General features: G+C 68.2%; 27 protein-coding genes. 12 read left to right on the plus strand and 15 right to left on the minus strand.

Translation table 11 applies throughout. The annotated features are described in order from the left end of the window. Positions 1-149: 149 nt before the first annotated feature. Entirely contained in the window at positions 150-1,043 is an 894-nt protein-coding gene (locus AC1DH3_RS06730; RefSeq protein WP_476908885.1) for a putative protein N(5)-glutamine methyltransferase, read from the plus strand. A gap of 10 nt (positions 1,044-1,053) precedes the next feature. On the opposite strand, the gene AC1DH3_RS06735 is transcribed toward AC1DH3_RS06730, so the two are convergent. The 5 genes from AC1DH3_RS06735 to AC1DH3_RS06755 form a co-directional block, all read right to left on the minus strand. After that, positions 1,054-1,575, minus strand: a complete 522-nt coding sequence (locus AC1DH3_RS06735) for a hypothetical protein (RefSeq protein ID WP_476908886.1) — start codon at positions 1,573-1,575, stop codon at positions 1,054-1,056. Positions 1,576-1,697: 122 nt separating this feature from the next. Further along, positions 1,698-1,961: a GlsB/YeaQ/YmgE family stress response membrane protein gene (locus tag AC1DH3_RS06740; protein WP_175322464.1), complete on the minus strand. Its 264-nt coding sequence runs from the start codon at positions 1,959-1,961 to the stop codon at positions 1,698-1,700. A 205-nt stretch (positions 1,962-2,166) separates the two neighbouring features. Continuing rightward, positions 2,167-3,138 (minus strand): aldo/keto reductase, encoded by a 972-nt coding sequence (locus AC1DH3_RS06745; RefSeq protein ID WP_476908887.1) that lies wholly within the window; start codon positions 3,136-3,138, stop codon positions 2,167-2,169. Positions 3,139-3,156: 18 nt separating this feature from the next. Next, positions 3,157-3,366, minus strand: a complete 210-nt coding sequence (locus AC1DH3_RS06750; protein ID WP_175322466.1) for a dodecin — start codon at positions 3,364-3,366, stop codon at positions 3,157-3,159. An 89-nt stretch (positions 3,367-3,455) separates the two neighbouring features. Continuing rightward, positions 3,456-4,277: an SGNH/GDSL hydrolase family protein gene (locus AC1DH3_RS06755; RefSeq protein WP_441418180.1), complete on the minus strand. Its 822-nt coding sequence runs from the start codon at positions 4,275-4,277 to the stop codon at positions 3,456-3,458. 201 nt (positions 4,278-4,478) lie between these two features. Here AC1DH3_RS06755 and AC1DH3_RS06760 point away from each other — a divergent pair, with 201 nt between their 5' ends. The 5 genes from AC1DH3_RS06760 (at position 4,479) to AC1DH3_RS06780 (ending at position 8,243) form a co-directional block, all read left to right on the plus strand. Then, positions 4,479-4,736 carry a metal-sensitive transcriptional regulator gene (locus tag AC1DH3_RS06760; protein ID WP_138767747.1) on the plus strand — a complete coding sequence of 86 codons (258 nt, stop codon included), beginning with the start codon at positions 4,479-4,481 and terminating at the stop codon, positions 4,734-4,736. Positions 4,737-4,856: 120 nt separating this feature from the next. Next, positions 4,857-6,188 carry an acyltransferase family protein gene (locus tag AC1DH3_RS06765; protein ID WP_476908888.1) on the plus strand — a complete coding sequence of 444 codons (1,332 nt, stop codon included), beginning with the start codon at positions 4,857-4,859 and terminating at the stop codon, positions 6,186-6,188. Further along, entirely contained in the window at positions 6,185-6,529 is a 345-nt protein-coding gene (locus AC1DH3_RS06770; RefSeq protein WP_441418093.1) for a GNAT family N-acetyltransferase, read from the plus strand. Before AC1DH3_RS06765 ends, AC1DH3_RS06770 begins: the two co-directional genes overlap by 4 nt. 83 nt (positions 6,530-6,612) lie before the next feature. Continuing rightward, on the plus strand, positions 6,613-7,422 hold the full coding sequence (locus tag AC1DH3_RS06775; RefSeq protein WP_476908889.1) for a hypothetical protein: 810 nt from the start codon (positions 6,613-6,615) through the stop codon (positions 7,420-7,422). A 32-nt stretch (positions 7,423-7,454) separates the two neighbouring features. Further along, the gene (locus AC1DH3_RS06780) at positions 7,455-8,243 is read left to right on the plus strand and encodes an SDR family NAD(P)-dependent oxidoreductase (RefSeq protein ID WP_441418091.1); all 789 of its coding nucleotides are present in this window, start codon (positions 7,455-7,457) and stop codon (positions 8,241-8,243) included. A gap of 11 nt (positions 8,244-8,254) precedes the next feature. On the opposite strand, the gene AC1DH3_RS06785 is transcribed toward AC1DH3_RS06780, so the two are convergent. Both AC1DH3_RS06785 and AC1DH3_RS06790 read right to left on the minus strand, forming a co-directional pair. Beyond that, positions 8,255-9,322 (minus strand): FUSC family protein, encoded by a 1,068-nt coding sequence (locus AC1DH3_RS06785; protein WP_476908890.1) that lies wholly within the window; start codon positions 9,320-9,322, stop codon positions 8,255-8,257. A gap of 148 nt (positions 9,323-9,470) precedes the next feature. Next, entirely contained in the window at positions 9,471-11,060 is a 1,590-nt protein-coding gene (locus AC1DH3_RS06790) for an MFS transporter (RefSeq protein ID WP_441418089.1), read from the minus strand. A gap of 363 nt (positions 11,061-11,423) precedes the next feature. Between AC1DH3_RS06790 and AC1DH3_RS06795 the strand changes: the two genes are divergently transcribed. Together AC1DH3_RS06795 and AC1DH3_RS06800 are read left to right on the plus strand one after the other, a co-directional pair. Then, entirely contained in the window at positions 11,424-11,669 is a 246-nt protein-coding gene (locus AC1DH3_RS06795) for a hypothetical protein (RefSeq protein WP_441418088.1), read from the plus strand. Between the two features lie 72 nt (positions 11,670-11,741). Then, positions 11,742-11,999, plus strand: coding sequence for a hypothetical protein (locus tag AC1DH3_RS06800; protein WP_441418087.1), 258 nt, complete (start codon positions 11,742-11,744; stop codon positions 11,997-11,999). 29 nt (positions 12,000-12,028) lie between these two features. Here AC1DH3_RS06800 and AC1DH3_RS06805 read toward each other — a convergent pair whose 3' ends face one another. After that, positions 12,029-14,554, minus strand: a complete 2,526-nt coding sequence (locus tag AC1DH3_RS06805; protein WP_476908891.1) for an ATP-dependent DNA ligase — start codon at positions 14,552-14,554, stop codon at positions 12,029-12,031. A gap of 40 nt (positions 14,555-14,594) precedes the next feature. Between AC1DH3_RS06805 and ku the strand changes: the two genes are divergently transcribed. Then, positions 14,595-15,680: a non-homologous end joining protein Ku gene (gene ku, locus AC1DH3_RS06810; RefSeq protein ID WP_476908892.1), complete on the plus strand. Its 1,086-nt coding sequence runs from the start codon at positions 14,595-14,597 to the stop codon at positions 15,678-15,680. Between the two features lie 43 nt (positions 15,681-15,723). On the opposite strand, the gene AC1DH3_RS06815 is transcribed toward ku, so the two are convergent. The 7 genes from AC1DH3_RS06815 to AC1DH3_RS06845 all read right to left on the minus strand — a co-directional run bounded on the left by AC1DH3_RS06815 (position 15,724) and on the right by AC1DH3_RS06845 (position 21,887). Then, a complete protein-coding gene (locus AC1DH3_RS06815; RefSeq protein ID WP_476892977.1) occupies positions 15,724-16,011 on the minus strand; it encodes a DUF7218 family protein in 288 nt (95 codons plus the stop codon). Between the two features lie 2 nt (positions 16,012-16,013). Then, entirely contained in the window at positions 16,014-16,544 is a 531-nt protein-coding gene (locus AC1DH3_RS06820; RefSeq protein ID WP_476908893.1) for an SRPBCC family protein, read from the minus strand. Positions 16,545-16,748: 204 nt separating this feature from the next. After that, positions 16,749-17,027 (minus strand): HPr family phosphocarrier protein, encoded by a 279-nt coding sequence (locus AC1DH3_RS06825; protein ID WP_138767728.1) that lies wholly within the window; start codon positions 17,025-17,027, stop codon positions 16,749-16,751. 59 nt (positions 17,028-17,086) lie between these two features. Continuing rightward, positions 17,087-19,153 carry a PTS fructose transporter subunit IIABC gene (locus AC1DH3_RS06830; RefSeq protein WP_476892975.1) on the minus strand — a complete coding sequence of 689 codons (2,067 nt, stop codon included), beginning with the start codon at positions 19,151-19,153 and terminating at the stop codon, positions 17,087-17,089. A 2-nt stretch (positions 19,154-19,155) separates the two neighbouring features. Beyond that, entirely contained in the window at positions 19,156-20,142 is a 987-nt protein-coding gene (locus AC1DH3_RS06835) for a 1-phosphofructokinase family hexose kinase (protein ID WP_441418081.1), read from the minus strand. Beyond that, positions 20,139-20,948: a DeoR/GlpR family DNA-binding transcription regulator gene (locus AC1DH3_RS06840; RefSeq protein WP_476892974.1), complete on the minus strand. Its 810-nt coding sequence runs from the start codon at positions 20,946-20,948 to the stop codon at positions 20,139-20,141. The genes AC1DH3_RS06835 and AC1DH3_RS06840 overlap by 4 nt, the downstream gene beginning before the upstream one ends. Before the next feature lie 675 nt (positions 20,949-21,623). Next, complete coding sequence (locus tag AC1DH3_RS06845) at positions 21,624-21,887, minus strand: DUF6458 family protein (protein ID WP_138767724.1); 264 nt, start codon at positions 21,885-21,887, stop codon at positions 21,624-21,626. A 405-nt stretch (positions 21,888-22,292) separates the two neighbouring features. On the opposite strand from AC1DH3_RS06845, the gene AC1DH3_RS06850 reads away from it, so the two are divergent. The 3 genes from AC1DH3_RS06850 (at position 22,293) to AC1DH3_RS06860 (ending at position 24,952) form a co-directional block, all read left to right on the plus strand. Then, the gene (locus AC1DH3_RS06850; RefSeq protein WP_441418079.1) at positions 22,293-22,910 is read left to right on the plus strand and encodes an alpha/beta hydrolase; all 618 of its coding nucleotides are present in this window, start codon (positions 22,293-22,295) and stop codon (positions 22,908-22,910) included. Between the two features lie 184 nt (positions 22,911-23,094). Then, positions 23,095-24,105: a LacI family DNA-binding transcriptional regulator gene (locus AC1DH3_RS06855; RefSeq protein WP_441418078.1), complete on the plus strand. Its 1,011-nt coding sequence runs from the start codon at positions 23,095-23,097 to the stop codon at positions 24,103-24,105. A 100-nt stretch (positions 24,106-24,205) separates the two neighbouring features. After that, positions 24,206-24,952 carry an HAD family hydrolase gene (locus AC1DH3_RS06860; RefSeq protein ID WP_441418077.1) on the plus strand — a complete coding sequence of 249 codons (747 nt, stop codon included), beginning with the start codon at positions 24,206-24,208 and terminating at the stop codon, positions 24,950-24,952. The last annotated feature ends 43 nt before the right edge of the window (positions 24,953-24,995 follow it).

Consider the following 24,995-nt stretch of genomic DNA (forward strand, 5'->3'; position numbering starts at 1 on the left):
ACCGGCTACTGAGAGCCAAGTCACAATTGTAAGCGCTTGCACATGGATTTTCCAGCAAATATTCAGCCAGGGGTCCCCTGGCCGGTGCGATTCGGTTCGCGGGATATTCCGCGGGCAAGGCGTAGGGCCGCGGTGCCGCTTTGGATAGCATGGGCCTTTCAGGGCGGCTGCGGACACGGCTGCCGGAGGGCGCGGCGGAAGGGCGTGACGCCATGCGGACCATGCCCCCGCGGGCGGCGGAGGTGATCAGCCGGCTCCGTAGCGCCGGCTGCGTCTTCGCCGAAGAAGAGGCCGCCCTGCTGGTGGCCACGGCGGCCACGGACGAAGAACTGGAGACGCTGGTCCGGCAGCGGGTCGCGGGCGTGCCGCTGGAGCAAGTGCTGGGCTGGGCGGAGTTTTGCGGCCTCCGCATCGCCCTGGACCCGCAAGTCTTTGTGCCCCGCCGCCGCACCGAGTATCTCGTCCGGCGGGGAACAAAAGTCCTGCAGGCGCGCCGGGCGGCCGGGGCAGTGGGGATTCCAGTCGTCGTCGACCTCTGTTGCGGCTCCGGTGCCGTAGCTGCCGCGCTGGCGGCTGCGGCGGGGCCGCTGGAGCTGCATGCTGCCGACATCGATCCTGCGGCGGCGGCCTGCGCGCGGCGTAACGTGCTCCCGCTGGGCGGAGAGGTCCACGAGGGCGATCTGTACGGGGCGTTGCCGGACCGGCTGCGCGGCCGGGTGGATCTTCTGGCGGTGAACGCGCCTTACGTTCCCTCCGGGATGATCGGGACCATGCCGCCCGAAGCGCGCCTGCACGAGCCGCGGACTTCGCTCGACGGCGGCCCGGACGGATTGGAACTGCAGCGGCGTGTGGCCGCCGCGGCGCCGGAGTGGCTGGCGCCGGGCGGCCACCTACTGATTGAGACGAGCCGGCAGCAGGCGCCTCAGACGGTCCGAATCTTCGCCGGGAGCGGGCTCTCCGGCCGGGTCTTCAGCTCCCGGAAGCGGGACGCCACCGTCGTACTGGGCGCGGTTGCTGCCAGACGCTCAAAGCAGGGCCGTTAGCGGGGACCCGTTAGTGCTTGTCCGGGTCGACATTGGTTGCCGGTCCGGCCGGCGTAGCGCCGCCTTCATCCGACCAGTCCTGCCCGGTCTCATCGTTCAAAGCCGGATCGGAAGCGACGTCGGAGGCCGTGTCCACGGCGGCGTGGGCGCCGCCGGAGGTCCCCAGGTTGGCCGTGCCGGGGTGGGTGCTGTGTGCGGGGATCGCGCCGCCGGCCTGCGTGCCCGCTGCGGCCGGGGTCGCCGCGGACGGCGTCCCCGAGGGTGCGGGGCTCCCGGCTGAGGTCTCGTCCCGGTGGACGGCGGAGCTGATGACCGTGCCCGCGCGGCGGGCGGCCTCGGTGAGCTGGCTGGAAACCTCGGGGGCCTTTTCCTTGACCGCTTCCGTCGCGGCCGCCACCTTGTCCTGGACCGGCTTGCTCTGCCAGAGGCCCGCTGCCCGCGCTTTCAGTTTTTCGTAGGCTGCCCGCCCGGAACGGGATCCAAGGACGTAACCTGCCGCGAGGCCGGTGCCGAAAAGAAGTTTGGCTTTCATGCTGTACTCCTGCTCTGTGTTCTATGGAAGGGTGCTCTTGAAGTCGTGTTGAAATGTCGACGGGTACCAAAAAAACCGGCCCCAGGAAATAATCCCGGGACCGGTTTTCCGGTCACACCGTTTTAGCGGTGCGAGCGCTTGGTGATCATGCCGTAGACCAGCAGTACGATGATCGCACCGCCGATCGCCAGCAGCCACGTGGTCAGCGAGAAGAATTCCTGCAGTCCCGTGCCGAAGATAGCGCTACCGATGAGGCCGCCCAGGAGGGCGCCCACAACACCGAGGATCAGCGTGATGACCCAGCCACCGCCCTGACGTCCCGGCAGGATAGCCTTAGCAATTGCTCCGGCAATAAGACCCAGAATAAGAAATGCGAAAAAACCCATTTTATCGGCCCTTCTCTTTCATTGAGGAGACACCCGGGTTGCCGGGTGCGCTTCATCCTTCTGCCTAAATACTAATCATGCTTACTATCAAAACGCCACTCGACACCCGGAAAAGTTTGGAAAACCCTTGTATTCACAGGGAATTTCGGGAGTGTCGGGCGGTCAAAAACGCCCGTCCCAAGCGCGACGCCGGCCGCCGCAGTCCTCACCACGCGTAGTCCTCCGGGGCGGTCCGGTGGCCGGGGAAGATCGCGTCGAGGCGCCCCAGGGCCTCGACGTCGAGCTGCACCAAAAAGGAGCGCAGGGTGGCGCCGAGCTGCTCCCGGGTGCGCGGGCCGACGACCGGCGCCGTGACAGCCGGCTGGTGCAGCAGCCAGGCCAGCGCCAGTTCCCCCGGCTCGTGCCCGAGTTCGTCCGCGAGGTCCTCGTACCGGCGGATCTGGTTCCGGTGCTTCTTCAGGGCCTCAAGCGAGCGGCCTTCACTCCGGCGGACACCCTCGTGCTCCTGCTTGAGAACTCCGCCGAGCAGGCCTCCATGCAGTGGAGACCACGGCAGGATCCCCAGGCCATAGTGCTGGGCGGCCGGAATCACCTCGAGTTCGGCGTTGCGGGTCAGCAGGTTGTAGATGGACTGTTCGCTGACCAGGCCGTTCGAATGCCGGCGGGCGGCCGCTTCCTGCGCCCGGGCCAGGTGCCAGCCCGCGAAGTTGCTGCTGCCCGAGTAGAGGATCTTTCCCTGCTGCACGGCGACGTCAACTGCTTGCCAGATTTCGTCCCACGGCGTGTTCCGGTCCACGTGGTGAAACTGGTACAGGTCGATGTAATCCGTCCGGAGGCGCCGGAGGCTTGCGTCGAGGGCGTGGCGGATATGCAGCGCGGAGAGCCGGGACTCGTTAGGCCGGTCAGCCATTGTGCCGTAGACCTTGGTGGCGAGCACCGTCCGTTCCCGGCGCTCGCCGCCTTTGGCGAACCAGCGGCCTAAAATCTCCTCGGTCCAGCCGCGGTGCGTGGAGCCGCCGTAGACGTTGGCCGTGTCAAAGAAATTGATCCCGGCGTCCATCGCGGAATCCATGATCGCGTGGGCGTCCGATTCCTCGGTCTGCGGCCCGAAGTTCATGGTGCCCAGGCAGAGGCGGGAGACTTTCAGGCCGGAACGGCCCAGCTGGGTGTACTCCATGCGCCGCCCTCCCGGACGTCAGCGCTCCAGGCGGAACCCGAGCTTGATGGTCACCTGCCAGTCGGCAACCTGGCCGTTTTCGAGGTGTCCGCGGATTTCCTTGACTTCGAACCAGTCCAGATTCCGGAGGGTTTTTGCAGCCTCGGAGATGCCGTTGCGCACGGCGGCGTCCACGCCTTCATTCGAGGTCCCGACAATTTCAGAAATGCTGTAGGTGTGATTAGACAACTTCGCTCCTCGGGATCGTCATCGGTCTGCTGTCCCCGGCCGTTGGCCGGAGGCCGTCCCTGCAGATTAGCCGACACAGCCCGGCCGTACTAGGGGTGCGCCGCGTTGGTCGGCGATCCGAAGACCGGACCCGGTTCGGGCCGCTTGGGGGCGGGAGGGGCGCTTCCGTCGCGCGGCCGGACGCGCCGCATCATCCAGGGCAGCAGGTAATGCGTGGCCCAGGCCAGGTCGCCGGCCCGGGTCTCCCGCCAGTTGCCGGCGGGCAGCGGCTTGGGCTGCAGCGGCTGCAGGCTGTGCGTGACCTGCAGGGTGTCCAGCACCATGCCGGCGATCGTGTGGTGTCCGAGCGGGGAAAAATGCAGCCGGTCCGGATCCCACATCCTGGGGTCGCTCAGTTGCCGCAAGGCCCACAAGTCCGCGATGACGCCGTGATGGCGGGCGGCGATGGTCCGGATGTTCTCGTTGAAGACGGCCACCTTGCCGCGGATGTGGCCGAAGACCGGGGTGTCGCCCCAGTCCGGCCCGGTGAAGAGCACGACGGTTGCCCCCGCGGCGGAGAGGGCCGCGACCGCTGCATCGAGGCTTACCGCGAGCCGGTCGGGATCGCGCCGGTGGAAGACCAGGTCATTGCCACCCGCGGACAGCGTGACGAGGTCCGGTTTCAGGGCGATCGCCGGGCCGAGCTGCTGGTCCACGATCTGCTGCAGCACAAGGCCGCTGACGGCCAGGTTGGCGTAGGAAAAATCCCCGCGTGCGGCACTGAATTCCTCCGCGATCCGGTCCGCCCAGCCCCTCATTCCGCCGGGGCTGAGGGGCTCGGGATCGCCCAGGCCGGCTGTGAACGAATCTCCCAGGGCGACGTAGCGTTTCCAGGGGCCCGGACCGGCGCCGGTGGCGCCTTTGCGGGCCATTACCGGATCACCGAAGCTGGCCGCGTTCACACCCCCAGAAATACGCCCGTGAGCCCCCGTCCGGTAGGTACTTACGTCCCTACCGGAGAGGATTCCGCCGCGGTTTAGGCCCGGCCAGGGGACGCTTATACCACTAGGGGTATGTGAAATACCAAGGGGGGTATACCATGGAATGTAATCCGTCTACTCCGGGAGGCACCCATGGAACTCGATCCCACCGACATGAAGTCCGTTATTAACCGCCTGCGCCGCGCCCAGGGCCAGCTCGCGGCGGTCACTCGCATGATCGAAGAGGGGCGGGACTGCAAGAGCGTCGTCACGCAGCTTGCCGCCGTCTCCAGTGCCCTGGACAAGGCCGGATTCTCCATCATCGCCACCGGTCTGCAGCAGTGCATGCAGCAGGAGGACCCGAGCCTGGACCGTGCGGAACTGGAGAAGCTTTTCCTCTCGCTCGCCTGAGCGCATCCATCACCGGAGGCCAGGACCAGCTGATGGTCCTGGCCTCTTGCGTTCCCTCCGGCTGGGCCGACAATGGAGGAAAAGCGGCCGGTTGCCCGTGCCGCGACGGTAAGGAGCGCCATGCAGCAACCCGCAGGCGGCCCGGCACCAGCCGTGCCGGAGCGAGACCTGGTCATCGACCTGGCCCGGTTCTTCTGCCTCGCGCTGGTGGTTATTGCCCACACGATGATGGTCAGCCCGGTCCTGCATCCGGACGGCACCGTGAGCTCCGACAACACCCTGGGGAACCAGCACTGGTTCGAACCCGTGGTCTGGGTGCTCCAGGTGATGCCCCTGTTCTTCGTCGCCGGCGGCGTCACCGGACTGTATTCCTGGCGCCGCCTGCGGTCCCAGGGCGGCAGCGCCTTCGAATTCGTCCAGGGCAGGCTCCTGCGGCTGATCCGCCCGGCCGCCGTGCTGCTGTCGGTCATGTTCACCGGCCTGTGGGCCGCACGGCTCAGCGGCGTGGACCCGCAGGTGATCCAACTGCTGGCCGCCGGCGCGGGCATGCCGCTGTGGTTCCTGGCCGCCTACCTCGCGGCGCAGCTGAATCTGCCCTGGCTGGCCGCACTCCATGCCCGCGCACCGTGGCTGACCCTGGCCGCCCTCCTCTGCCTGGTGGTGGCCGTGGACTGCCTCCGCGGCGCGCTGCCTCAACTGGCCTACGCCAACATGGCCTTCCTCTGGTGCGCTGTGCAGCAGCTTGGCTTCATCCTGGCCGACGGGAAACTGCAGGGCCTGACGCCTTCGGGGCTGCTCGGCATCGTGGCGGCGAGCAACCTGACGCTCGGCGCCCTGGTGGTGCTCCGGCTGTACTCCGGGAACATGCTGGTCAACCTCAACCCGCCCAACCTGACCCTGTTCCTGCTTGCCGTCTCCCAGGCCGCCGGGCTGCAGCTTCTCCGGCCTCTCCTCGCCCGGCTGGCCGGCCTCGGCCCGGTCCGCGGGGTCTTGGCCCGGGTGGGACGGCGGTCCATGACCGTCTACCTGTGGCACCTGCCGCTGCTGGCAGCGATGTCCGGTCTGCTGCTGCTCACCGATTTTCCGCAGCCGACCGGGGGGACCGCGGCGTGGTGGTGGACCCGGCCGCTGGTGCTGTTAGGCGTCGCCGCCCTGCTGCTGCCCGTGCTGGCGCTGTTTGGGGGGCTGGAGGAGCAGCCGACGGCGCCGGGCAGCTCCCGCGCGCGGCCTGCGGCTGCCGTGGTGACGGCCGCCGTCGTCGTCTTCATCCCGGTGGCCGACGCGGCACTGAACGGGCTCACGGTAGGGCTGCTCGGCGGCGGTGCGGCCTGCTTCGCGCTCGCCGTGCTGCTGCTGGGCCGCGTTCCGCCCCGTAACGCCGAAGCCAGTGATTCCGGTGGATCGGTGCGGCCATTGCCACACCCGCCATTACGTGCCAATCTCGAACCATGACGGAGAACTCGGCAGAAACTGAAGACACGTTCAGCCCGGACGTCTCCACCACCCGCAATGATGACCTGCACCGCTATGAGCTGCATGTTGGCGGCAAGCTCGCGGTCCAGGTGCGCTACATCGACAGGCCGGGCCATGTGGACTTCATCCACACCGAGACAGCCGAGCAATTCAAGGGCCAGGGGCTCGCCGGGGTGCTCGCGCACTTCGCCCTGGACGACGTGGTGGCTTCCGGGAAGCGGATCATCCCGCACTGCCCCTACATCTACCGCTACCTGCGCAAGCATGACGCCTACAACCAGTGCATTGACTGGCCGGATCAGGCGCCAGCCGGGGCGTAACCGCTTGTGAGCGGGGCGACAATTTCGTATGGTTTAGCTTGAGTTATGCAGTTGGCTCAAGGACGTGTCATTTGGAGAACCCCGTGAACCACAAACTGCGTGTGCTTGTCCGTGTTGATGTCGATCCCGGACACGTGACTCTGGAAGTCACCGGTTGCCTGACCCAGGCAAACTACCCCGCCCTGCTGCACATCATGCGGCGAGCCAGCCGACTGGCCTCCGGCTCGGACGTCAGCATCGATCTGCACGGCGCCTCCCACCTCGACCCGGAGATCCTGCTCTACCTCCGGCAACTCGCCGCAAACCAGGCCCCCGCGGCGCCCCAGGAGCCCGTGGCTGCCGCCGTCGGCCTTGCGGCAGGCGGTAGCGAGGGCTTCCGGCTTCTCCTGCAGGAACCGGCCGAGCTGCCCATTTGCCTGGTTCACGTCGGTTCCGACGGCGAGGTCCTGGCCGGGCTGGACGGCGAGATCACCGGGGCCGTCACCGGCCAGCTCCTTGGCGAGGTCGCCGACCTCGACATCGAGGGACACACGCCGGACGATGCGGGCACCGCCGCTGCGCCCGGCCCTGATCTCATCGACGGCCTTGAGCTCTCCGATTACTTCGAGGGGACACTGGATCCGGCCGCCACCGTGCAGGCGCTCTCCGACGCGGCCCTGGGTCAGCTGGCCGACGCCCTGTACCGCCACCTGGACACCCCCAGCCCCTCCTTCGGCGCCCACACCTGGTACGAGCTCGCCGCCGAAGAGTTGCAACAGCGCTACCGCGCCATGGACGAGGCTGAGCTGGACGGGGCTGCGCTGGACGTTGCTGGGCCGGTCGGCGCCGCCTTGGATAGCGCTCCGGACGGCCCGGCCGAAGGCGAACTCGCCCCGGGGCCGGCCCTGGCCTGAGGCCCAGAACGCGGCGGCGCTAGGCTGTGGCTATGAACACAACCGCTCACGGCCCATCGGCCCCGGCCCTCACCGCCCTGATCACCGGTGCAACAGCCGGCCTCGGGGCCGAGTTCGCCCGCCAGCTGGCCCAGCAGGGACACAACGTGGTCTTGGTGGCACGCGATGAGGCGCGGCTCCTGGCCCGAGCGGCGGAGCTGGAAAACAATTACGGCGTCCGGGCGGAGGTGCTGGCGGCTGACCTGGCGGACGACGGGGGAGTGTCCGCCGTCGTCGATCGCCTGAGCGATCCGGCGCGCCCGGTCGAGATCCTGGTCAACAACGCGGGGCTCGGCCTGCTTCACTCCTTCGCGGACAATGACATCGCGGACGAAAAACGGCACCTCAAGCTGCACGTCGAAACGGCGATGGAACTGACGCACGCCGCGCTGCAGGGCATGCTGCAGCGGCATTCGGGCCGGGTGATCAACGTTGCGAGCGTGGCGGCCTTCCTGCCGCGGGAAACCTATTCCGCCGCGAAGGCATGGCTGCTCAGCTTCAGCCGCTGGGCCAACCTCGCCTATGCCGGGCGCGGGGTAAAGGTGACAGCCGTCTGCCCAGGCTTCACGCACACCGAATTCCACGACCGGATGGGCATGGACAAAGCGGTGACCCCGGGCTGGATGTGGCTGCAGGCCGAACAGGTGGTCCGCGAAGGCCTCGCCGACAACGAAAAGGGCAAGGCCGTCTCGATCCCGAGCAAACGCTACAAGCTCCTCACGGCAGCGGCTCGTGTGCTGCCCGCGCGGCTCGTCGCGGGGCCGCCGCGGCGCGCGAAGTAGAGGCAGCCGGGCTAGGCGTTCGGCGTCGCGGCCAGCGGCCGCCGGCGCCGGATCAGAACCACGACGGCGATGCCGGTGCACGCGCCGATCAGGGTCTCCACCGCCCGTTCGGCCACGAGGAACCGGGGATCGGCGGGGAACGCCAGTTGTGTCATCAGCAGGATGACGGGCGTGAATGACACCATCGCGAGCCCGTAGTGCCGTGCCATGAAGAGCTCGGTGGTGAATTGCAGGACGATCACCAGCACCGCCAGGACGGCGGTCTCGTGGCCGGGGAAGAGCCGCAGCGGCGAGCCCGCCCACGGAAACAGCACCACGGCCACCACGACCAGGCCCAGCAGGGTGCCGACGATCCGGTGCAGCCCGCGGTAGACGCTGCTGGGCAGGTCCGCGCCCGCCAGGGGTACCGCCGCGGCGGCCATGGCCCAGTGCGGGTGCGCGCTGCCGCTGAGCACCCCGACGCTGCCGGCGGCTGCTACCGCGGCCAGGTACCGGGCCGCGTGGATCCAGGCGGCCCGACGGCGGATCCCGCGCAGCGGCGGCACAACGCGGGCGGCGCCGCGCTCCCAGGCCCGGCCGCGGACCCAGCCGCCGAATCCGACCGCCATGGAGAAGGCGGCGGACGCCGCACCGATCAGCAGGGCGAGTTGCCACGGCACCGCGGTGGGAATGGAGGCGCAGGCACCCAGCGCCAGGATGCCAAAGAACGGGCCGTTGGGCGTGAGCCCGACCTTGTCCGCGAAGAGTGATCCGGCGGCCGCTAGGGTCGCTTCCACGGCCACGAGAGTCCACGAATGGAGGTGGTTCACCGAGAGCGCCACGCCGACGCCCAGGCCGCCGACCAGGACGAAGGCCGCCTGAAGCTGGTGCTTGAGCCTGAGCTGGTGGGGTTCGGAGCGGCCGTACATCCCGGTGAGGGCGCCGAACACGGCGTAGATGATGAGGTCCGGGCGCCCGGCGGCGAGCAGCGCCAGCGAAGGGACCGCCACACCGACGGCGACGCGCAGCGCGGAGACGCTGTCTCGGTTCGCCGGGCCAAGCCGGTGCAAAACACGGACATGCCGCAACAGGGACTGCACGCGGACCTCCTGGGGTTGCGGGTGGGTGTGGGGGGGCTGGGGACGCGCCAGAGGCCTGCCCCGCGCGCTTCCCCCAATGGAAAAGCGTGCGGGACAGGCCTCTACGGGCGGGGCGCTGGGCTACGCGGTCCGGACCGGCGGGCCTGGACTAGGCGCGGGCGGGAACCTTCCCGGCGTCCCCGTCGGCTGCTTCGGCCGAGGTGAGCGGCATATCCATGTGCTCAAGGTCGATCAGCGGGTTCTCATCCTGCGTCGCGACCAGTTCCCGGGCCTCGGCCTGGGTGTCCACGCTCGGCATGGAGCCCGGCAGCGGCATCTGGGCGGATTCCTTGAGGAAGTAGATCGCCACGGCGCCGATCGCCGAAGTGGCCATCAGGTAGTAAGCCGGCATCATGTCGTTGCCGGTGGCGTTGATCAGGGCGGCGACGATGAACGGGGTGGTTCCGCCGAAGATGGCCACCGAGAAGTTGTACGCGATGCCCATGGCGCCATAGCGGCTGGCCGTCGGGAACTGGGCCGGCAGGGCCGACGCCAGGTTGGCCACGTAGAACGTCACCGGGAAGGCGATCAGGGCGAGGCCGGCCAACGTGGACCAGATCTCACCGACGCCGATCAGCAGGAATGCCGGGGTGGCCAGGACGACGGTGCTGATGGCACCGATCCACAGCACGGGGCGGCGGCCGATCCGGTCGGAGAGCTTGCCGGTCAGCGGGATGCACAGGCTCATGATGACCAGCACAGGGATGGTCAACAGGGTGCCGTGCACCTCGTCGTAGCCCTTGGACTCGGTCAGATAGGTCGGCATGTACGACGTCAGGGCGTAGCCGGCGGTGTTGGCTGCGGCTACCAGGATCATTGCGACGATGATGGAGCGCCAGTAGGCCTTCACAATGCCCACCGGTCCCTTGGACGCAGACGTGTCAGCGGCGGTGGCGTCCTTGGCGAGGTTCTCCTGGGCATCCAGGGTGGCCTGGAACTGGGGGGATTCCTCGATCTTGCTCCGGAAGTAAACAGCGATCAGGCCCAACGGACCGGCCAGCAGGAACGGAATACGCCAGCCCCACTGCTCCATGGTGTCCTGGCCGAGGGTCAGCTGCAGCACGGAAACGAGCGCGGCGCCGGCGGCGAAGCCGAGGTAGCTGCCCATGTCCAGGAAGCTGGCGAAGAAGCCGCGCCGTTTGTCCGGGGCGTATTCGCTCACGAAGGTCGTGGCACCGGCGTACTCGCCTCCGGTGGAGAAGCCCTGGATGACCTTGAACAGGACCAGCAGGACTGCGGCCCAGATGCCGATCTGGGCGTAGCCGGGCAGGAGGCCGACGGCGAAGGTGCTGGCCGCCATGATCATGAGGGTCGCGGCGAGGACCTTCTGCCGGCCGATCTTGTCGCCAAGCCAGCCGAACACGACGCCGCCGAGGGGGCGGGCGATGAAGGTGGCGGCGAAGGTGCCGAGCAGGAAGAGGGTCTGGACGGACTTGTCCGCCTCCGGCAGGAACACCGGTCCCATGGTGGTGATCAGGTAGCCGAACACGCCGACGTCGTACCATTCCATGGTGTTACCCACGATGGTGCCGCCTAGCGCCTTCTTAAGCATCGGCTGGTCGACGACGTTGACGTCGGACTCGCGGAGTCGACGGCGACGAAGCCGTGGTTTCTTGGCGCCCCGGGGTGCGCCTTGGTTGGTTCCGCCGGCGTGAATAACGCCTGCTGAAGAGTCGGTCGTGCTTCGGTCTGTGGGCATTTGGAAAGCTCCTAGGGAGATCATTTGCTTGCGACTTGTAGCTGCCCCGCTCCGGGCAGGCTTTCAATTTTACGGGATTTCCATGGCGTTTCCGATTCCGGTGGCGTATGATCAGCCGATTCCGGTGCCAATGCGGTGCCATCTGCCCCGATCCGGGGTGCGGTTTCGCCGCGCCGTTCCTAGGAAGAAGCCACATTCCGGAATTTTTGGGGAAGTTTTTTCCAAGCCGGCCCGTTTGGGCTCCTTTCCGCCCCCGTTCCGGCCGGCAGCGGGCCGTCCCCGGCTCTGTTCAAGACGCGCGGAAACTGCCTATGGTGGAGCCACCGCCAGTGCCAACACACGCCGAGCCGAGGAGCGCCTTCCATGACTGACAAATCCGGCAAGCACGAAGAGCCCGGAGCCCCGGGCGCGGAAGAACGCGGCCGCGAGGAACCCCAGGCCGCGCCAAAACCCGAGCAGGGCGTTAAGTCCCGCCTCACGGATGCCCAGAAGGAAATGCTTGCCAGCAAATCCCGCGGCGGCGCCGGCCTGCAGAGCGTCGGCCGCAGCCACAAGCCCACCCACGCCAGCGGCAAGCAGGGCCCCGCGCAGAAGAAAGTCCGCTGGTAGGACCTAGAGACATCTCACCGGCGCCGACCTACGATTGGGGGACGCTTCATTTCATCGCAGAAAGGAAGAGCCATGGCGGATCATCACTCGAACGAAGAGATCGAGCCTGAGGTTGCGAGTCACCTTGCGGAGTCCATGGACGAGGTTCCCGGGCCGGAGAGCAAGCGACCGGAACCGCCCTCGCCCGCCGACGGCCATGAGTGGCCGGACGGCAGCGGGAAGCACCGCCACCCCAAGGACCGGGACGTGGTCCGCGGGCAACAGGGACAGCAAGTGGCAGACGCGGCGATCCACCGGCAAAGCCGGCCGCAGATCCCCCATCACGACTAAGAACCATGAGGGCCCGCCACGGCGGGCCCTCACTTATGTTCGACGACGACGTCGGCCGGTGTCTTGTCCAGGCGCCAGCCGCGCCAGACCGGGTGGCGGAGCTTGCCCCCTCCGGTCCAGTCGCCGAAGGTGACCTCGCCGACCAGCCTGGCGGACACCCACCGGGCGTCGGAGGCATCTTCCGCCGGGACCTCGGCGAAGGGCGAGGTCTTGCGTGGGATGGCATCGAGCTGCTGACGCAGTTCCCGGAGTTCGCGGCTGCTGAACCCGCTGCCCACCCGGCCCACGTAGCGCAGTTTCGCCCCGTCCGGGATGCCCAGCAGCAGTGAACCGACCGAGTCGCGGCGCCCGCCGTTTCCGGGCCGCCAGCCGCCCACCACCACTTCCTGGGTCTTCTCGAACTTGAGCTTGAGCCAGGACCGGCTCCGCTGCCCGACGTAGCGTCCGCCGGTGCGCTTGGCCATCACGCCCTCCAGCCCCAGCTCCTCCGCGCTTTCCAGGATGTGCCCGACGTCGGCGTCGATCACCTCGGAGAGTTCCACCGGGCAGGCGCCGTCCCGGGCGCCATCCCGGAAGAAGGTTTCGAGGCGGTTCCGCCGCTCCCGGAGGGGGCGCCGCCGGAGGTCCTCGCCGCCCTCGGTAAGCAGGTCGAAGAGCATTAGGCGCACCGGGGTGGAGGCCTGCGCCTTCGCCACGTCGGCGGCCTTGCTCAGTTTCATCCGCCCCTGCAGGAGCCCGAAATCGGGCTTGCCGGCCGGTCCGACGGCGATGATCTCGCCGTCGGCGGCGAACTCCTGCGGCGGCCAGCAGGAGCGGTCCGTCAGCTCCGGGTAGCTGGCTGACATGTCGTTGCCGTTGCGGCTGATCAGCCGGATCCGTTGAGCGTCGCCCAAGACCAGGGCCCGGATGCCGTCCCATTTCAGCTCGAACTGCCAGTCCTTGTCGGCCAGGTCGGCAGGGGTTCCCGCGCTGGCCAGCATCGGAGAGAGCTCCGCCGGGTCCGGGGCGGGGGTCAAGTCAGCCGGGCGGTCTTCAGTCGCCGGCAGGGGCCGCTCCGCGGCGGGTGGGTTGCCGTGACCGGCATCGGGCGTGTCCATCAGGTGGATGAGCCATTGATCGTTGGCCTGGCCGGTGTGGATCAGCGCGAACCTCCGGGTGCCGCCCAGCCCCCCGCCTTCCTGGCCGGTGAGGGTGGCGATGACTTCCTTGCCCGCGATCCATTTTTCGCACTCGTAGTGCCCGCGGTCCCAGATGCTGACCGTGCCCGCCCCGTACTGGCCCTTGGGGATGGTCCCCTCAAAGTCCGCGTAGTCCATCGGGTGGTCCTCGGTCTGGACGGCGAGGTGGTTTTTGGCCTTGGTGGTTGGCACACCCTTGGGCAGCGCCCAGGACACCAGCACGCCGTCGCGCTCGAGGCGGAAGTCGAAATGCAGCCGGCTGGCGTGGTGTTCCTGGATCACGAAACTCTCCCGGAGCGTGCCGCCGTCGGTCCTGCTGCGGTGCTGTTCGGCCGTGAACGGCTCCGGCGTGGCGGCCGCGTCCCGTTTGGTGCGGTAGGTCTCCAGCCGGGGGTCGGTGTCGCCGCCGTCGCCGGCGGTTGGGCCGTCGGATCCGGGCGTGCCCCCGGCGCCGGCCGCCGGCGCGCCGTGTGGAGCACCGGCGTGCCCTGCCCCGGAGATGACCGCGAACGGGTCCTTGCCCGCCTTCACCCGCTTCATCACCTCCAGGTAGTCGAGCTGGTGCAGCGAAGGCGCGCCGAGCTCCCGCCAGGTTCGCGGCGCCGCAACAGTGGGACGGAGCCTGCCCCGGAGCGAGTAGGGCACGATGGTGGTCTTCGCGGCGCTGTTCTGGCTCCAGTCCACCAGCACCTTGCCGCTGCGCAGGGTCTTCTTCATGTCGCTGACCGCCAAGTCCGGGTGGTCGGCCTCCAGTGCCCGGGCCAGTTCGTGGGCAAACTCCGAGACCTGGTCCGAGCTCTGCGAGCCGTCCAGCGCGGCGTAGAGGTGGATGCCTTTGCTGCCGCTGGTCACGGGCACGGGCTCCAGGCCCACGTCCTGCAGGATGCTGCGCGCCAGTTTGGCGACTTCCACGCATTCGGCGAGTCCTGCACCGTCCCCGGGATCCAGGTCCAGCACCAGCCGATCCGGGGGCAGGGCGTTGCCGTGCGAATCCACCCGCCACTGCGGCACGTGGATCTCCAGCGCCGCAATCTGGGCCAGCCAGGTGAGCGTGGCCGGATCGTTGACCAGTGGGTACTGGATGGTCCGCTCCTTGTGCGTGATGGACGCGCGCGGCACCCAGCCCGGCGTGGAGTGGTCCAGGTTCTTCTGGAAGAACATCTCGCCGGGCGCCTCCGCGGTCCCGACGCCGTGGACCCAGCGCTTCCGGGTGGCCGGTCGGTTCGCCGCTGCCGGGATCAGCACGGACGCCACCGCGGCGTAGTAGGCGAGCACATCGGCCTTGGTGGTCCCGGTCTCCGGGTACATCACCTTGTCCAGATTGGTCAGCACCAGTTCCCGGCCGTCGACTCGGACGCGTTCCTTGCTGTCAGCCAAAACACTTCACCTCCGTGCGGCTCTGGTGTTCACTTGAGCCATGAGAGCCATCTGGAAAGGCGCAATAGCGTTCGGGCTGGTCAACGTGCCGGTCAAGGTCTACAGCGCGACCGAGGACCACGACATCAGCCTGCATCAGGTCCACAACGCCGACGGCGGCCGGATCCGTTACCAGCGCCGGTGCGAGATCTGCAGCAAGATCATCGACTACGAGGACATTGACAAGGCCTACGAGGACGAGGGCCGGACGGTGATCCTCAGCCGTGAGGAGCTCAAGTCGATCCCCGCGGAGAACAGCCACGAGATCGAGGTGGTGCAGTTCGTGCCCGCCGAGCAGCTGGACCCGATGATGTTCGAGAAGAGCTACTACCTGGAACCGGACGCGAAGTCGCCCAAGGCCTACGTGCTGCTGCGCCGGGCCCTGGAGGACACCGACCGGGTGGCGATCGTCCAGTTCGCACTGCGGGAAAAGACCCGGCTGGGGGCGCTGCGGATCCGCGGCGACGTGCTGGTGCTGCAGGGGCTGCTGTGGGCGGACGAGGTGCGCGAGGCGAGCTTCCCCGCGCTCGAGACGAGCGTCCGGATCTCGGCTCAGGAACGGGAAATGTCCGCGGCCCTGGTGGACTCGATGGCGGCCGACTTCGAGCCGGAGCAGTTCACGGACGACTATCAGCTCCAACTGCGGCAGCTGATCGACGCGAAGATCGAACAGGGCGAGTCGCTGGACACGGAGGAGACCTTCGGTGCTCCGGCGGCGGAAGCCGGAACCGGTGAGGTGATCGACCTGATGGACGCGCTGAAGCGCAGCATCGAGCGAAAGCGCGGAGCGGCCGCGGGCGGTGGCGACGACGACGGCGCAACCGCCGGAGCGGCGGCCGGCAGCAAGGCGAAAGCTGCGCCGGCCGGGAAGCCCGGGTCCAAGACGGCTCCGAAGGCCGCGGCCAAGTCCACTGCAAAGGCCGCCTCCGGCGGTGCCGGCGGGACGGGGACCGCCTCCAGAACCGCCTCCAGGGCGGCCGCCGCCAAGACCACAGCGTCCAAGACCACAGCGTCCAAGACCACAGCGTCTAAAACCACAGCGTCTAAAACTTCCGCCGCGAAGGGGGCTGCGCGCAAGGGCGCCTGAGCCCGCGTCCGGGTTCGCCCCCCGCGCTTGTGGCGTCATCGGCTCAGGAATTCCGCAGAGCGGAGATCAGTTCGCTCTTCTTCTTCGCTGAATAGCCCTTCAGGCCGATCTCCTTGGCCTTTTCCCTCAACTGCGGGACGGTCCAGTCCTCATAGTCGCCGGACTTGCCGCCCTTGCGGCCCACCGATGACCTGCCCCGCTTGGCCGCCGCGTTGGAGACTCGGGCTGCCTTCTGCTTCGAGGCGCCGTCCTCCAACAGCGCTTCATAAAGTTCCGGGTCCTTGATGCTGGGGCTCTCGGAACCCTGCGGCGCACCTTTTTTCGCAGGCATGGCTACCGCGGCCCGCCGTCGGCAGGATCGGCCGGATCGGCCGGGACAACAGCATCGGCGGGGACGACGTCGTCGACCTCGCCGCGGTCCACGGAGGAGCGCCATTCGCCGGTCTCGATGCCGCGGGACTCGATGAACTCCTTGAAACGGCCCAGGTCGGCGCTGACCTGGCGGCTGTCCGCACCCAGCGCGGAGCCGGTCTTCTCCACCACGCCCTCGGGCTCCCACTCAAGTTCGACGCTGACGCGGGCGCGCTCGGCGCCGAGGGATTCAAAGGTGACGGTGCCCGCATTGCGCGGTTTGTCCTGGCTGACCCAGGCGATCCTGCGGTCCGGGGTCTGCTCGGTGATCTGGGCGAGGTAATCGCGCCGCACCCCGGCGATGTCGGTCCGGAACTGGAGCGAGGTCTCGTCGATCTGCTCCACCGCCTCGACGCCCTTCATGAATTCCGGGAAGGTCTCGAACTGGGTCCACTGGTTGTATGCGGTCGACACGGGGACGTCGACGTCAATGCTCTCTTGCACGCTTGCCATGGTTCGTCTCCTTGAGGCCGGGAACTGGTCCTGGCGGCTGCCCGGGGCGGCAACCACGATTCCCAAGCTATCGACGCCCGCCGGGGAAAACAAGCATCTACTAAGGCCCCTTATGAAGCGTTTCCGGCGCGGGCGCGCCCGGAAACGACGGCGGCCCGGCACCACCCCGTGGGTGCTGCCGGGCCGCCGTCCGCGCTGCTGGCGCTATTCGGCGTCGTGGTCCGTCTCGAGGATCTGGACGAGGCGGTCCAGGGCGGCGTCGGCGCCGTCGCCCTCGGCACGCAACACCACAACCTCGCCGTGCGATGCGCCCAGGCTCATCAGGGACAGGATGCTGGCGGCGTCCATGGCCTCGTCCTCCGGTTCGCCGAGCCGGGCGATGGTGATTTCGAGATCGAACTCGCCTGCAGCCTCGGCAAAGATGGCGGCCGGGCGGGCATGCAGCCCTACGCGGCTGGCAATGGTGGCGTTACGTTCGGTCATTTCTGCTCCTTGAATTCAGCTTTGGATTATCAGCTTGGGAAGGTCTGTGGTGGACCGGCTCAGACGGTTACGGGAACCGGTTCAACCGTATCAACGGTCTTCTTGACTGCCCAGCGCTTGAGCGCGATCACGGACAGCGCGGTGACCACCGTGCCGACCGCGATCGAGACGACAAACATCAGGAAGTTGTCGATCGCGAAGAAAACGAAGATGCCGCCGTGCGGTGCCTTGGAGCCGACGCCGGCCGCCATCGAAATGGCGCCGGTCACCGCGCCGCCCACCATGCTGGCGGGGATGACGCGCAACGGGTCTGCTGCGGCGAAGGGGATGGCCCCTTCCGAGATGAACGACGCCCCGAGCAGCCAGGCCGCCTTTCCGTTTTCCTGTTCTGCGAGGCTGAAGAGCTTCTTGTTCAGGACGGTGGAAGCGAGGGCCATGGCCAGCGGCGGCACCATGCCGGAGGCCATTACGGCCGCCATGATCTGCCACGGCGCCTGGTTATCCAGCGATGCGGCGCCCAGCCCGGCGACGGCGAAGGAGTAGGCAACCTTGTTGACGGGGCCGCCGAGGTCGAAGCACATCATGAGTCCCAGGATCACGCCGAGGGCGATCGCGCCGGCGCCGGTCAGGCCCGAGAGCCAGGTGTTCAGGCCCTTGGTGATGGCGACGATCGGGCCGCCGAGGATCAGGAACATCAGTCCGGAGGCGACGATCGAGGCCAGCAGCGGGATGATAACCACCGGCATCAGGCCGCGCAGCCAGCGGGGCACCTGCAAGCGGCCGATCACGAGGGCGATGTAGCCGGCGAGCAGGCCGCCGACGATACCGCCGAGGAAGCCGGCCCCCATGAACCCGGCCACGGCACCGGAGACGAAGCCCGGTGCGATGCCCGGGCGGTCGGCGATGGCGTAGGCGATGTAGCCGGCCAGGGCCGGGACCAGGAAGCCCAGCGACAGCGCGCCGATCTTGAACAGCACGGCCCCGATGTAGGCGCCAAGCGGGCCCCAGGCGTTGTCCGGGAACTCGGTTGGCAGGTTGAACAGGCTGTTCTGCACCACGATCGTGTCCGCGTACTTCGTGATCAGGTAGCCACCCATCAGGAAGCCGAGGGCAATCAGCAGGCCGCCGCCGGCCACGAACGGGATCATGTAGCTGACGCCGGTGAGCAGGGCTTTCTTGAGCTTCTGGCCGATGTGCTCGCCCTTTTCCTCGGCCTCGTGCTGGGCCTGTTCCTCGGCGCCGAAGTGCGGCACGCGCCGGGCGTTGGGGTTGTCGGCCGCGGCGAGGGCTTCCTGGACCATCTTGTCCGGCTCGTCGATGCCACGCTTGACCGGGGCGTTGATGACCGGCTTGCCGGCGAAACGCTCCTTGCCGCGGACGTCGACGTCGACGGCGAAGATGACGGCGTCGGCCGCGGCGATCACGGCCGGGTCGAGGGCCTTCGCGCCCGAGGAACCCTGGGTCTCCACCTGCAGGTCGATGCCGACTTCCTTGGCCGCAGCCACGAGCGAGTCGGCGGCCATGTAGGTGTGGGCGATGCCGGTGGGGCACGCCGTGACGGCGACGAGGCGCTTGGTGCGGGGAGTCCCGGGGGCCGCCGGCGCTGCCGCGGTTGAGCCGGCCGCTGCCGGAGCGGCAGTGTCGGCCGGGACGTCGGCGGCGTGGCTGGCGGGCTTGTCCGCCAGCGCGCCCTCGACAAGCTCCACGACCTCGGCCTGCGTGGCGGCTGCCCGCAGCGCTGCGGTGAAGTCCTTCTTGATCAGGGACCGGGCCAGCTTGGACAGGAGCTTGAGGTGCTCCTGGTCCGCGCCTTCCGGGGCCGCGATGAAGAAGATCAGGTCGGCCGGACCGTCCTTGGCGCCGAAATCGACCGGCTGGGACAGCCGTGCCATGGCCAGCGTCGCTTCCGTGACCGCCGTCGAGCGGCAGTGCGGGATCGCGATGCCGCCCGGCACCCCCGTGGCGGTCTTGGATTCGCGGGCGAAGGCGTCCGTGAAAAGCCCTTCGACTTCGGTGGCGCGTCCGTTGGCGGCAACTCTGCCTGCCAGGTGCCGGATCACGTCCTCGGGCGTAGTGCCTAGATTCTGGTCGAGCTCGACCAGTTCGGTAGTAATGAGCTGGGTCACTGTCAATCCTTCTTCAGGGCCGTGATGGTTACGGCGGCGGGGGTTGTTTGATGCACTGCCGGGACGGTGGAGCCGGGCAGCGAGGCAGCGGCGGCACCATGGGCCACCGCCTGACGCAGGCAATCGGCCGGGGCGGCGCCCTGGCTGGAGGCGAGCAGGTAGCCGGCAAGCGAGGAATCGCCGGCGCCGACCGTGCTGACCGCCTTGACCGGCGGGTGCGTGGCCAGCCATGCGCCGTCGGCCGTCACAAGCACCGCACCCTTGGAACCGAGGGTGGCGAGTACGGCACCCACTCCGGAACGCACGACGGCGGCGGCGGCTGCCGCGGCAGCCTCCGGGTCACCCTCGAGTTCCTCGGCGGACTTATCCGTGGCGAACCCGGCCGCGGCAGCCAGTTCCGCCAGTTCCTCGGCGTTGGGTTTGAGCAGATCCGGTTTCCCCAGGGCGTCCCCGGAGATCGCGGCGGCGAGCGGTTCGCCGGAGGAGTCGACGGCGATGAGGGGTGCCTCGGTGCCGTCGTGCAGGGACCGCAGCCGCCGGGTAACGGTGGCGTAAAAGTCGACCGGGACTCCCGGGGGGAGCGAGCCGGCCAGGACGACCCAGCTGGCGCCGCGGGAGGAATCCAGCAGCAGCCCGATCAGGGCCTCCTGCTGTTCCCCGTTCAGCGCCGGACCGGGCTCGTTGATCTTGGTGGTGACGCCGCCGGGCTCGGTGAGCGCCACGTTGCTGCGCAGCGGCTCGCCGATGGGCAGGGCGGCGAACGGCACCTCGCTGTCGCGCAGGCCGGCGAGCACCGGGTCCGCAGCCGCTCCCGGCAGCACGGCAAGGGTTTGCAGCCCGGAGGCGACGAGTGCCCGGGAGACATTGACTCCCTTGCCGCCGGACTCCTGCCGGACGGAAATGGCGCGCTGCACTTCGCCGCGGAGCAGCGGGCCGGGCAGCGCCACGGTGCGGTCCAGGCTGGGGTTGGCCGTGAGGGTGACGATCATGCGACCACCACCTCCACTCCGGCGTCCGCGAGGGCTTCGGCGAGGGCCGGGCTGGGTTTCGTGTCTGTGATCACGGTGTCCAGATCTTTCAAGGAGGCGAACTGGACCAGCGTCTCTGCATCCAGCTTGGAGGTATCAGCCAGCACCACAATGCGGCGCGCTGAATGGACGAAGGCGGCCTTGACGGCAGCTTCTTCAGGATCGGGAGTGCTCAGCCCGAAGGCCGCGGAAATACCGTTGGTGCCGATGAACGCGATGTCGGGCCTTATCCGCCCGGCAGCTTCGACGGTGGACTGGCCGACGGCGGCCTGGGTCAGGCCGCGGACCTTGCCGCCGAGCAGGTGCAGGGCGATGCCGGGTTCGCCGGACAGCCTCGCCGCGATGGGCAGTGCATGGGTGATGACCACCAGTTCGGCGTCGGCCCCGGTTCCGGAGGCCGCTCCGGCGGCGGCCGTGCGGGCAGCGAGCAGCTCCGCGAGGGCCTCGGTGGTGGAGCCGGCGTCGATCAGGATGCTGCCGGACCGGCCCCGCGGGATGAGGGCCAGGGCCGCCTCCGCGATCCGGGTCTTCTCGGGCTGCCGCTGCACAGTGCGCTCGAGGATGCTCTCTTCCGTGGTGCTGATGCGCTCGGGGGAGACAGCGCCGCCGTGGACCCGGCGGACCGTGCCCGCGATTTCAAGGGCGGCCAGGTCGCGGCGGACGGTTTCCGTGGTGATGCTGAAGCGCTCGGCGAGGTCGGTGACACTGGCCCGGCCGCTGGCGGCGACGAGCTCCACGATCAGTTGTTGGCGTTCCTCGGCGAACACGTGCCCTCCATTGCGACATTTACTCGAGTGCTGCTATTTCCTGTGCCGCGGCTTCCGGCTGCTTCGGTGACCCCCATAGCATGAAGTGGAATTGATTGACTTTATCTTTGTTCATGTGGCTTTGTCAACGAAAAACCACATGAACGCAGACGAGGTGTCGGAGGGCCCGGGGACATGCCCAGCCCCTGTGCCCTGAAGGGGACATGCCCATTCTTCGCACCCGGGAGTTGGGGACATGCCCATTCCCCGGGCCGACGCATGGGCATTTCGGGATCATGTCCGTTGGCCGCGTCCGAGGCTGGGCATGTCCGGACTTCGTTCCCCGCAGCCGTTGGACATGTCCATTTCCTGCGGACCAAGAGCGGGGGACATGTCCATTCCCTGGGTCCGGGAATGGGCACTTCGGGTCTATGTCCATTGACCACCCCGGGGGTGGGCATGTCCGGACTGCGCTTGCCCGGCGGAGCATGTCCATTGCTCGGCCCGGGGTGTGGACAGTTCAGGTCTATGTCCATTGGACAAGCCCGACGTTGGGCATGTCCGGACGCGGGGCCGTGCCAGACGGGCGTGGGAAGCTCCCCGGGCCCGCAGCTTAAACGCCCGACACCGGGCCCGACCTGTGAGGTCCGGCCCGGCGTCCGGGTCAGTTGGGTGGCGCGTCGCAGCGCCGGGGGATCAGATGCCGGCGTCGCGGCTTTCATTGCGGGTGATGGTCTCGCCGGTGTTGGGGTCGACGACGGAACGGGTCTCGCTGACACGGCGGGTGCGGCTGCGGCCGGGGGAGGCCAGGATCAGGGACGCGACCAGCCCGATGACGCCGACCACCATCAGGATGTAACCGATCATGGTCTGGTCCACGTTGGGGATCAGGCCGGGCGCGATGGCCCAGGCCAGGATGGCGCCGATGGCGATAAGGAAGATGGAGGAACCGATTCTCATGACTTGCTCCTTGTTGTCCGGGTGGGACCGATAGGTATTGCTAAGCATGCTGTCCAGCGTCACGCTACAGCCCGGTACGTGTCCTTTCAACGATTTTGGCCGCGCCCCGCCGGGGAAATCCGCAGGTGAGGGGCCATATCGGGCCATTTCCGCGGCGTTTTCGGACAAGGGCGTCAACTCCGGGCAAGCGCGGCGCGGATCCGGGGTGCAGCTGTCCGAATCCGTAGCGGAATTCCCGGGCCGTAGCGCAAACCGTGGCAGGGTCCGGCGCAAGGACCGGTAACCGGCGCGGTAACCGGCGCGGTAACCGGTGCAGGGGCCGGCGCAGGGGCCGGCGCAAGGACACGGGGAGCGGACGCCGTGGCGCCAAGCGGCACCACCGGCCGGGCTGGCTAGGCTGGCCCCATGAATACTGTTGTCTGGTCCAGGCCGGAGCCGGAGCGCGCTGGCACGCCGCTGCTGGTGATGTTGCACGGCTACGGCACGGACGAGACCCGGATGGCGGACCTGTTTGCCAGCCTGCCGCCCGACTTCACCTGCGCCGCCCTGCGCGGGCCGAAGGTGATCGGCGATGACTACGGCTGGTTCCTGCTGGACTACTTCCTCACCCACGACTTCGCGGACGTCATCAGCGCCACGAACTCGGTCTTCAGCTGGATCGACGCCGTCAAGGGGCGGCACAGCAGCGTCAGCCTGCTCGGCTTCTCCCAGGGCATGGCCATGGCGAGCACCCTGCTGAGGTTGCGGCCGGAGGGGTTCCGTGCCGTCGTCGGGCTGTCGGGCTTCGTGCTGGACAACGAACTGCTGGCCATGAGCGAGTCTTTCGACGCGAGGCCGCCGTTCTTTTGGGGGCGCGACAAAGCGGATCCCGTGATCAACGACGCCGCCACGGCACACACCGAGGAATGGCTGCACCGCAACACCCAACTCACGGCGCGCAGCTATCCCGGTATGGGCCACGCGATCTCCCGGGCGGAACTCGTGGATGTCGGCGCGTTCCTGCGCCACTACGTGCTGCGCTGAGCCGGACTCCGTACCTTCAGGAGCCGGATTCCGTACCCTCTGGCAATTCCATTCGATGGAAAACCGCCGCCACTTGCGCGCCGAATTTATAAGCGTTTACACTCAACTTTGGCCAATTTGATCGGCCCACTACTGCAGGGGGAAGAAAGGTCCAGGCCCGTGTCGCATGGCTAAGGCTCCACGCGTGACCATCCAGGACGTCGCAGCCCTCTCCGGGCTCTCCATTTGCACCGTTTCCCGGGCTCTCCGGCACCTCCCCAACGTGTCCGAAAAGGCCCAGGCAAAAGTCGCCGACGCGGCCGCCAAGCTCGGCTACAAGGCATCGTCCGCGGCCTCGCGCCTGGCCGGCGGAACCACTGGCGCAGTGGCGATCATCGTCCCCACCGCGACGGCCTGGTTCTTCGCCCAGGCCGTCGAGGCTGCGGAGGAAGTCCTCGCCGACAGCGGCTACGACACCGTGCTGATCAGCCTCCGCAACCGGCCCAGCGTGCAGCGCAAGCTCTTCGGCGACCTGGCCGGACTGGCCCAGCGGGTGGACGGGGTCCTGCTGCTGAACGTTGCCCTCGACGGCGGCGAAATCGCCGCCGTCGAAGCCTCCGGCCTCGCCGTCGCGAGCGTGGGCATGCACGGCGTCCCGTGGGACAACGTGGGAATCGACAATGAAGGGGCCGCCCGGCAAGCCACGGGCCACCTGCTCGGGTTAGGCCACTGGGACCTGGCGATGCTGGCCGGTCGCGAGCCGGGGGAGCGCTCCGTGGTCACCGCGGACGCGCGGCGGCGCGGCTTCGAGATGGCCCTCGCCGAACACGAACTGACCGTTGATCCCGACCTGGTGCTGGACGCCGGATCCAGCATCGAGGGCGGACGACGGGCCATGACCGAACTGATCGAGAACCGCAGGATGCCGTCCGCCGTTTTCGCCGGCTGCGACGAGACCGCGTTCGGAGCGCTGATGGCCCTGCGGGACCTCGGTTTGTCAGCGCCCAAAAACGTCTCCATCATTGGGATAGACGATCATCAGATGAGCTGGTTCCTCGGGCTCACCACGATGGCCCAGCCGGTCGCCGACCAGGGCGCGTTCGCCGCCAACCTGCTGATCGAAAGACTCCACCGCTCCGGGCTTCCGAATCCCCCCGCCACGCACCTGCTGGAGACCAAGCTGGTCGAGCGCAGGAGCACCCGCCGCCGACGCTGATGCCGGCCAACGCCCGCAGGCACGCCCCGTACCGGCGGGCGGCCCGCCAACTTTCTTTTCCAAGACTTTCCCCGCCACCGTCTGAAAGGACATTCGCCCCATGACTGAGACCTCCAACGCCGCCGGCGCACCGGCAGACGTGCTCGCCGGCGCCTCCGCCATCCTGTTCGACCTCGACGGCGTCCTGACCCCCACCGCGGTGGTGCACGAGCGTGCCTGGCAGGAACTCTTCGACGGCTTCCTCAAGAGCGTGCCGGAGGCCCCGGGCTACCGCGAGAGCGACTACTTCGACCACATCGACGGCAAGCCCCGCTTCGACGGCGTCCGTGACTTCCTGGCTTCGCGGAACATCGTGCTGCCGGAAGGCCCCGCCGACGACGATCCGGCGCACGACACCGTGCACGGCCTCGGCAACCGCAAGAACAAGGTGTTCAACGACATCGTGGCCGCCGGCGGCGTGCAGCCCTTCGAGGGCTCCGTCCGCTTCATCGACGCCGCGCTCAAGCGCGGACTCAAGCTCGCCGTCGTCTCCTCCTCCCGCAATGCCGTCCCGGTGCTGAAGGCCGCCGGGCTCTCGGACTATTTCCCGGTGGTGGTGGACGGCGTCGTCGCGGTGTCGGAGGGACTGCCGGGCAAGCCCAGCCCGGCCACCTACCAGTACGCCGCACGGCTGCTGGGACTTCCCAGTGAAGAGTGCGTCGTCGTCGAAGACGCCGTCTCCGGTGTCCAGGCTGGAAGCGCGGGGAGCTTCCACTCGGTCATCGGCGTGGACCGCGGAGCGGGCCGGAAGACCCTGCTCGATGCCGGCGCCACGATCGTGGTCAACGATCTGGCCGAACTGCTCTAGCCGGCCGCCGCCACCACCCACCCGCACAACCGTCACCGCCAAA

The organism is Arthrobacter sp. 05L428, assembly GCF_056397665.1.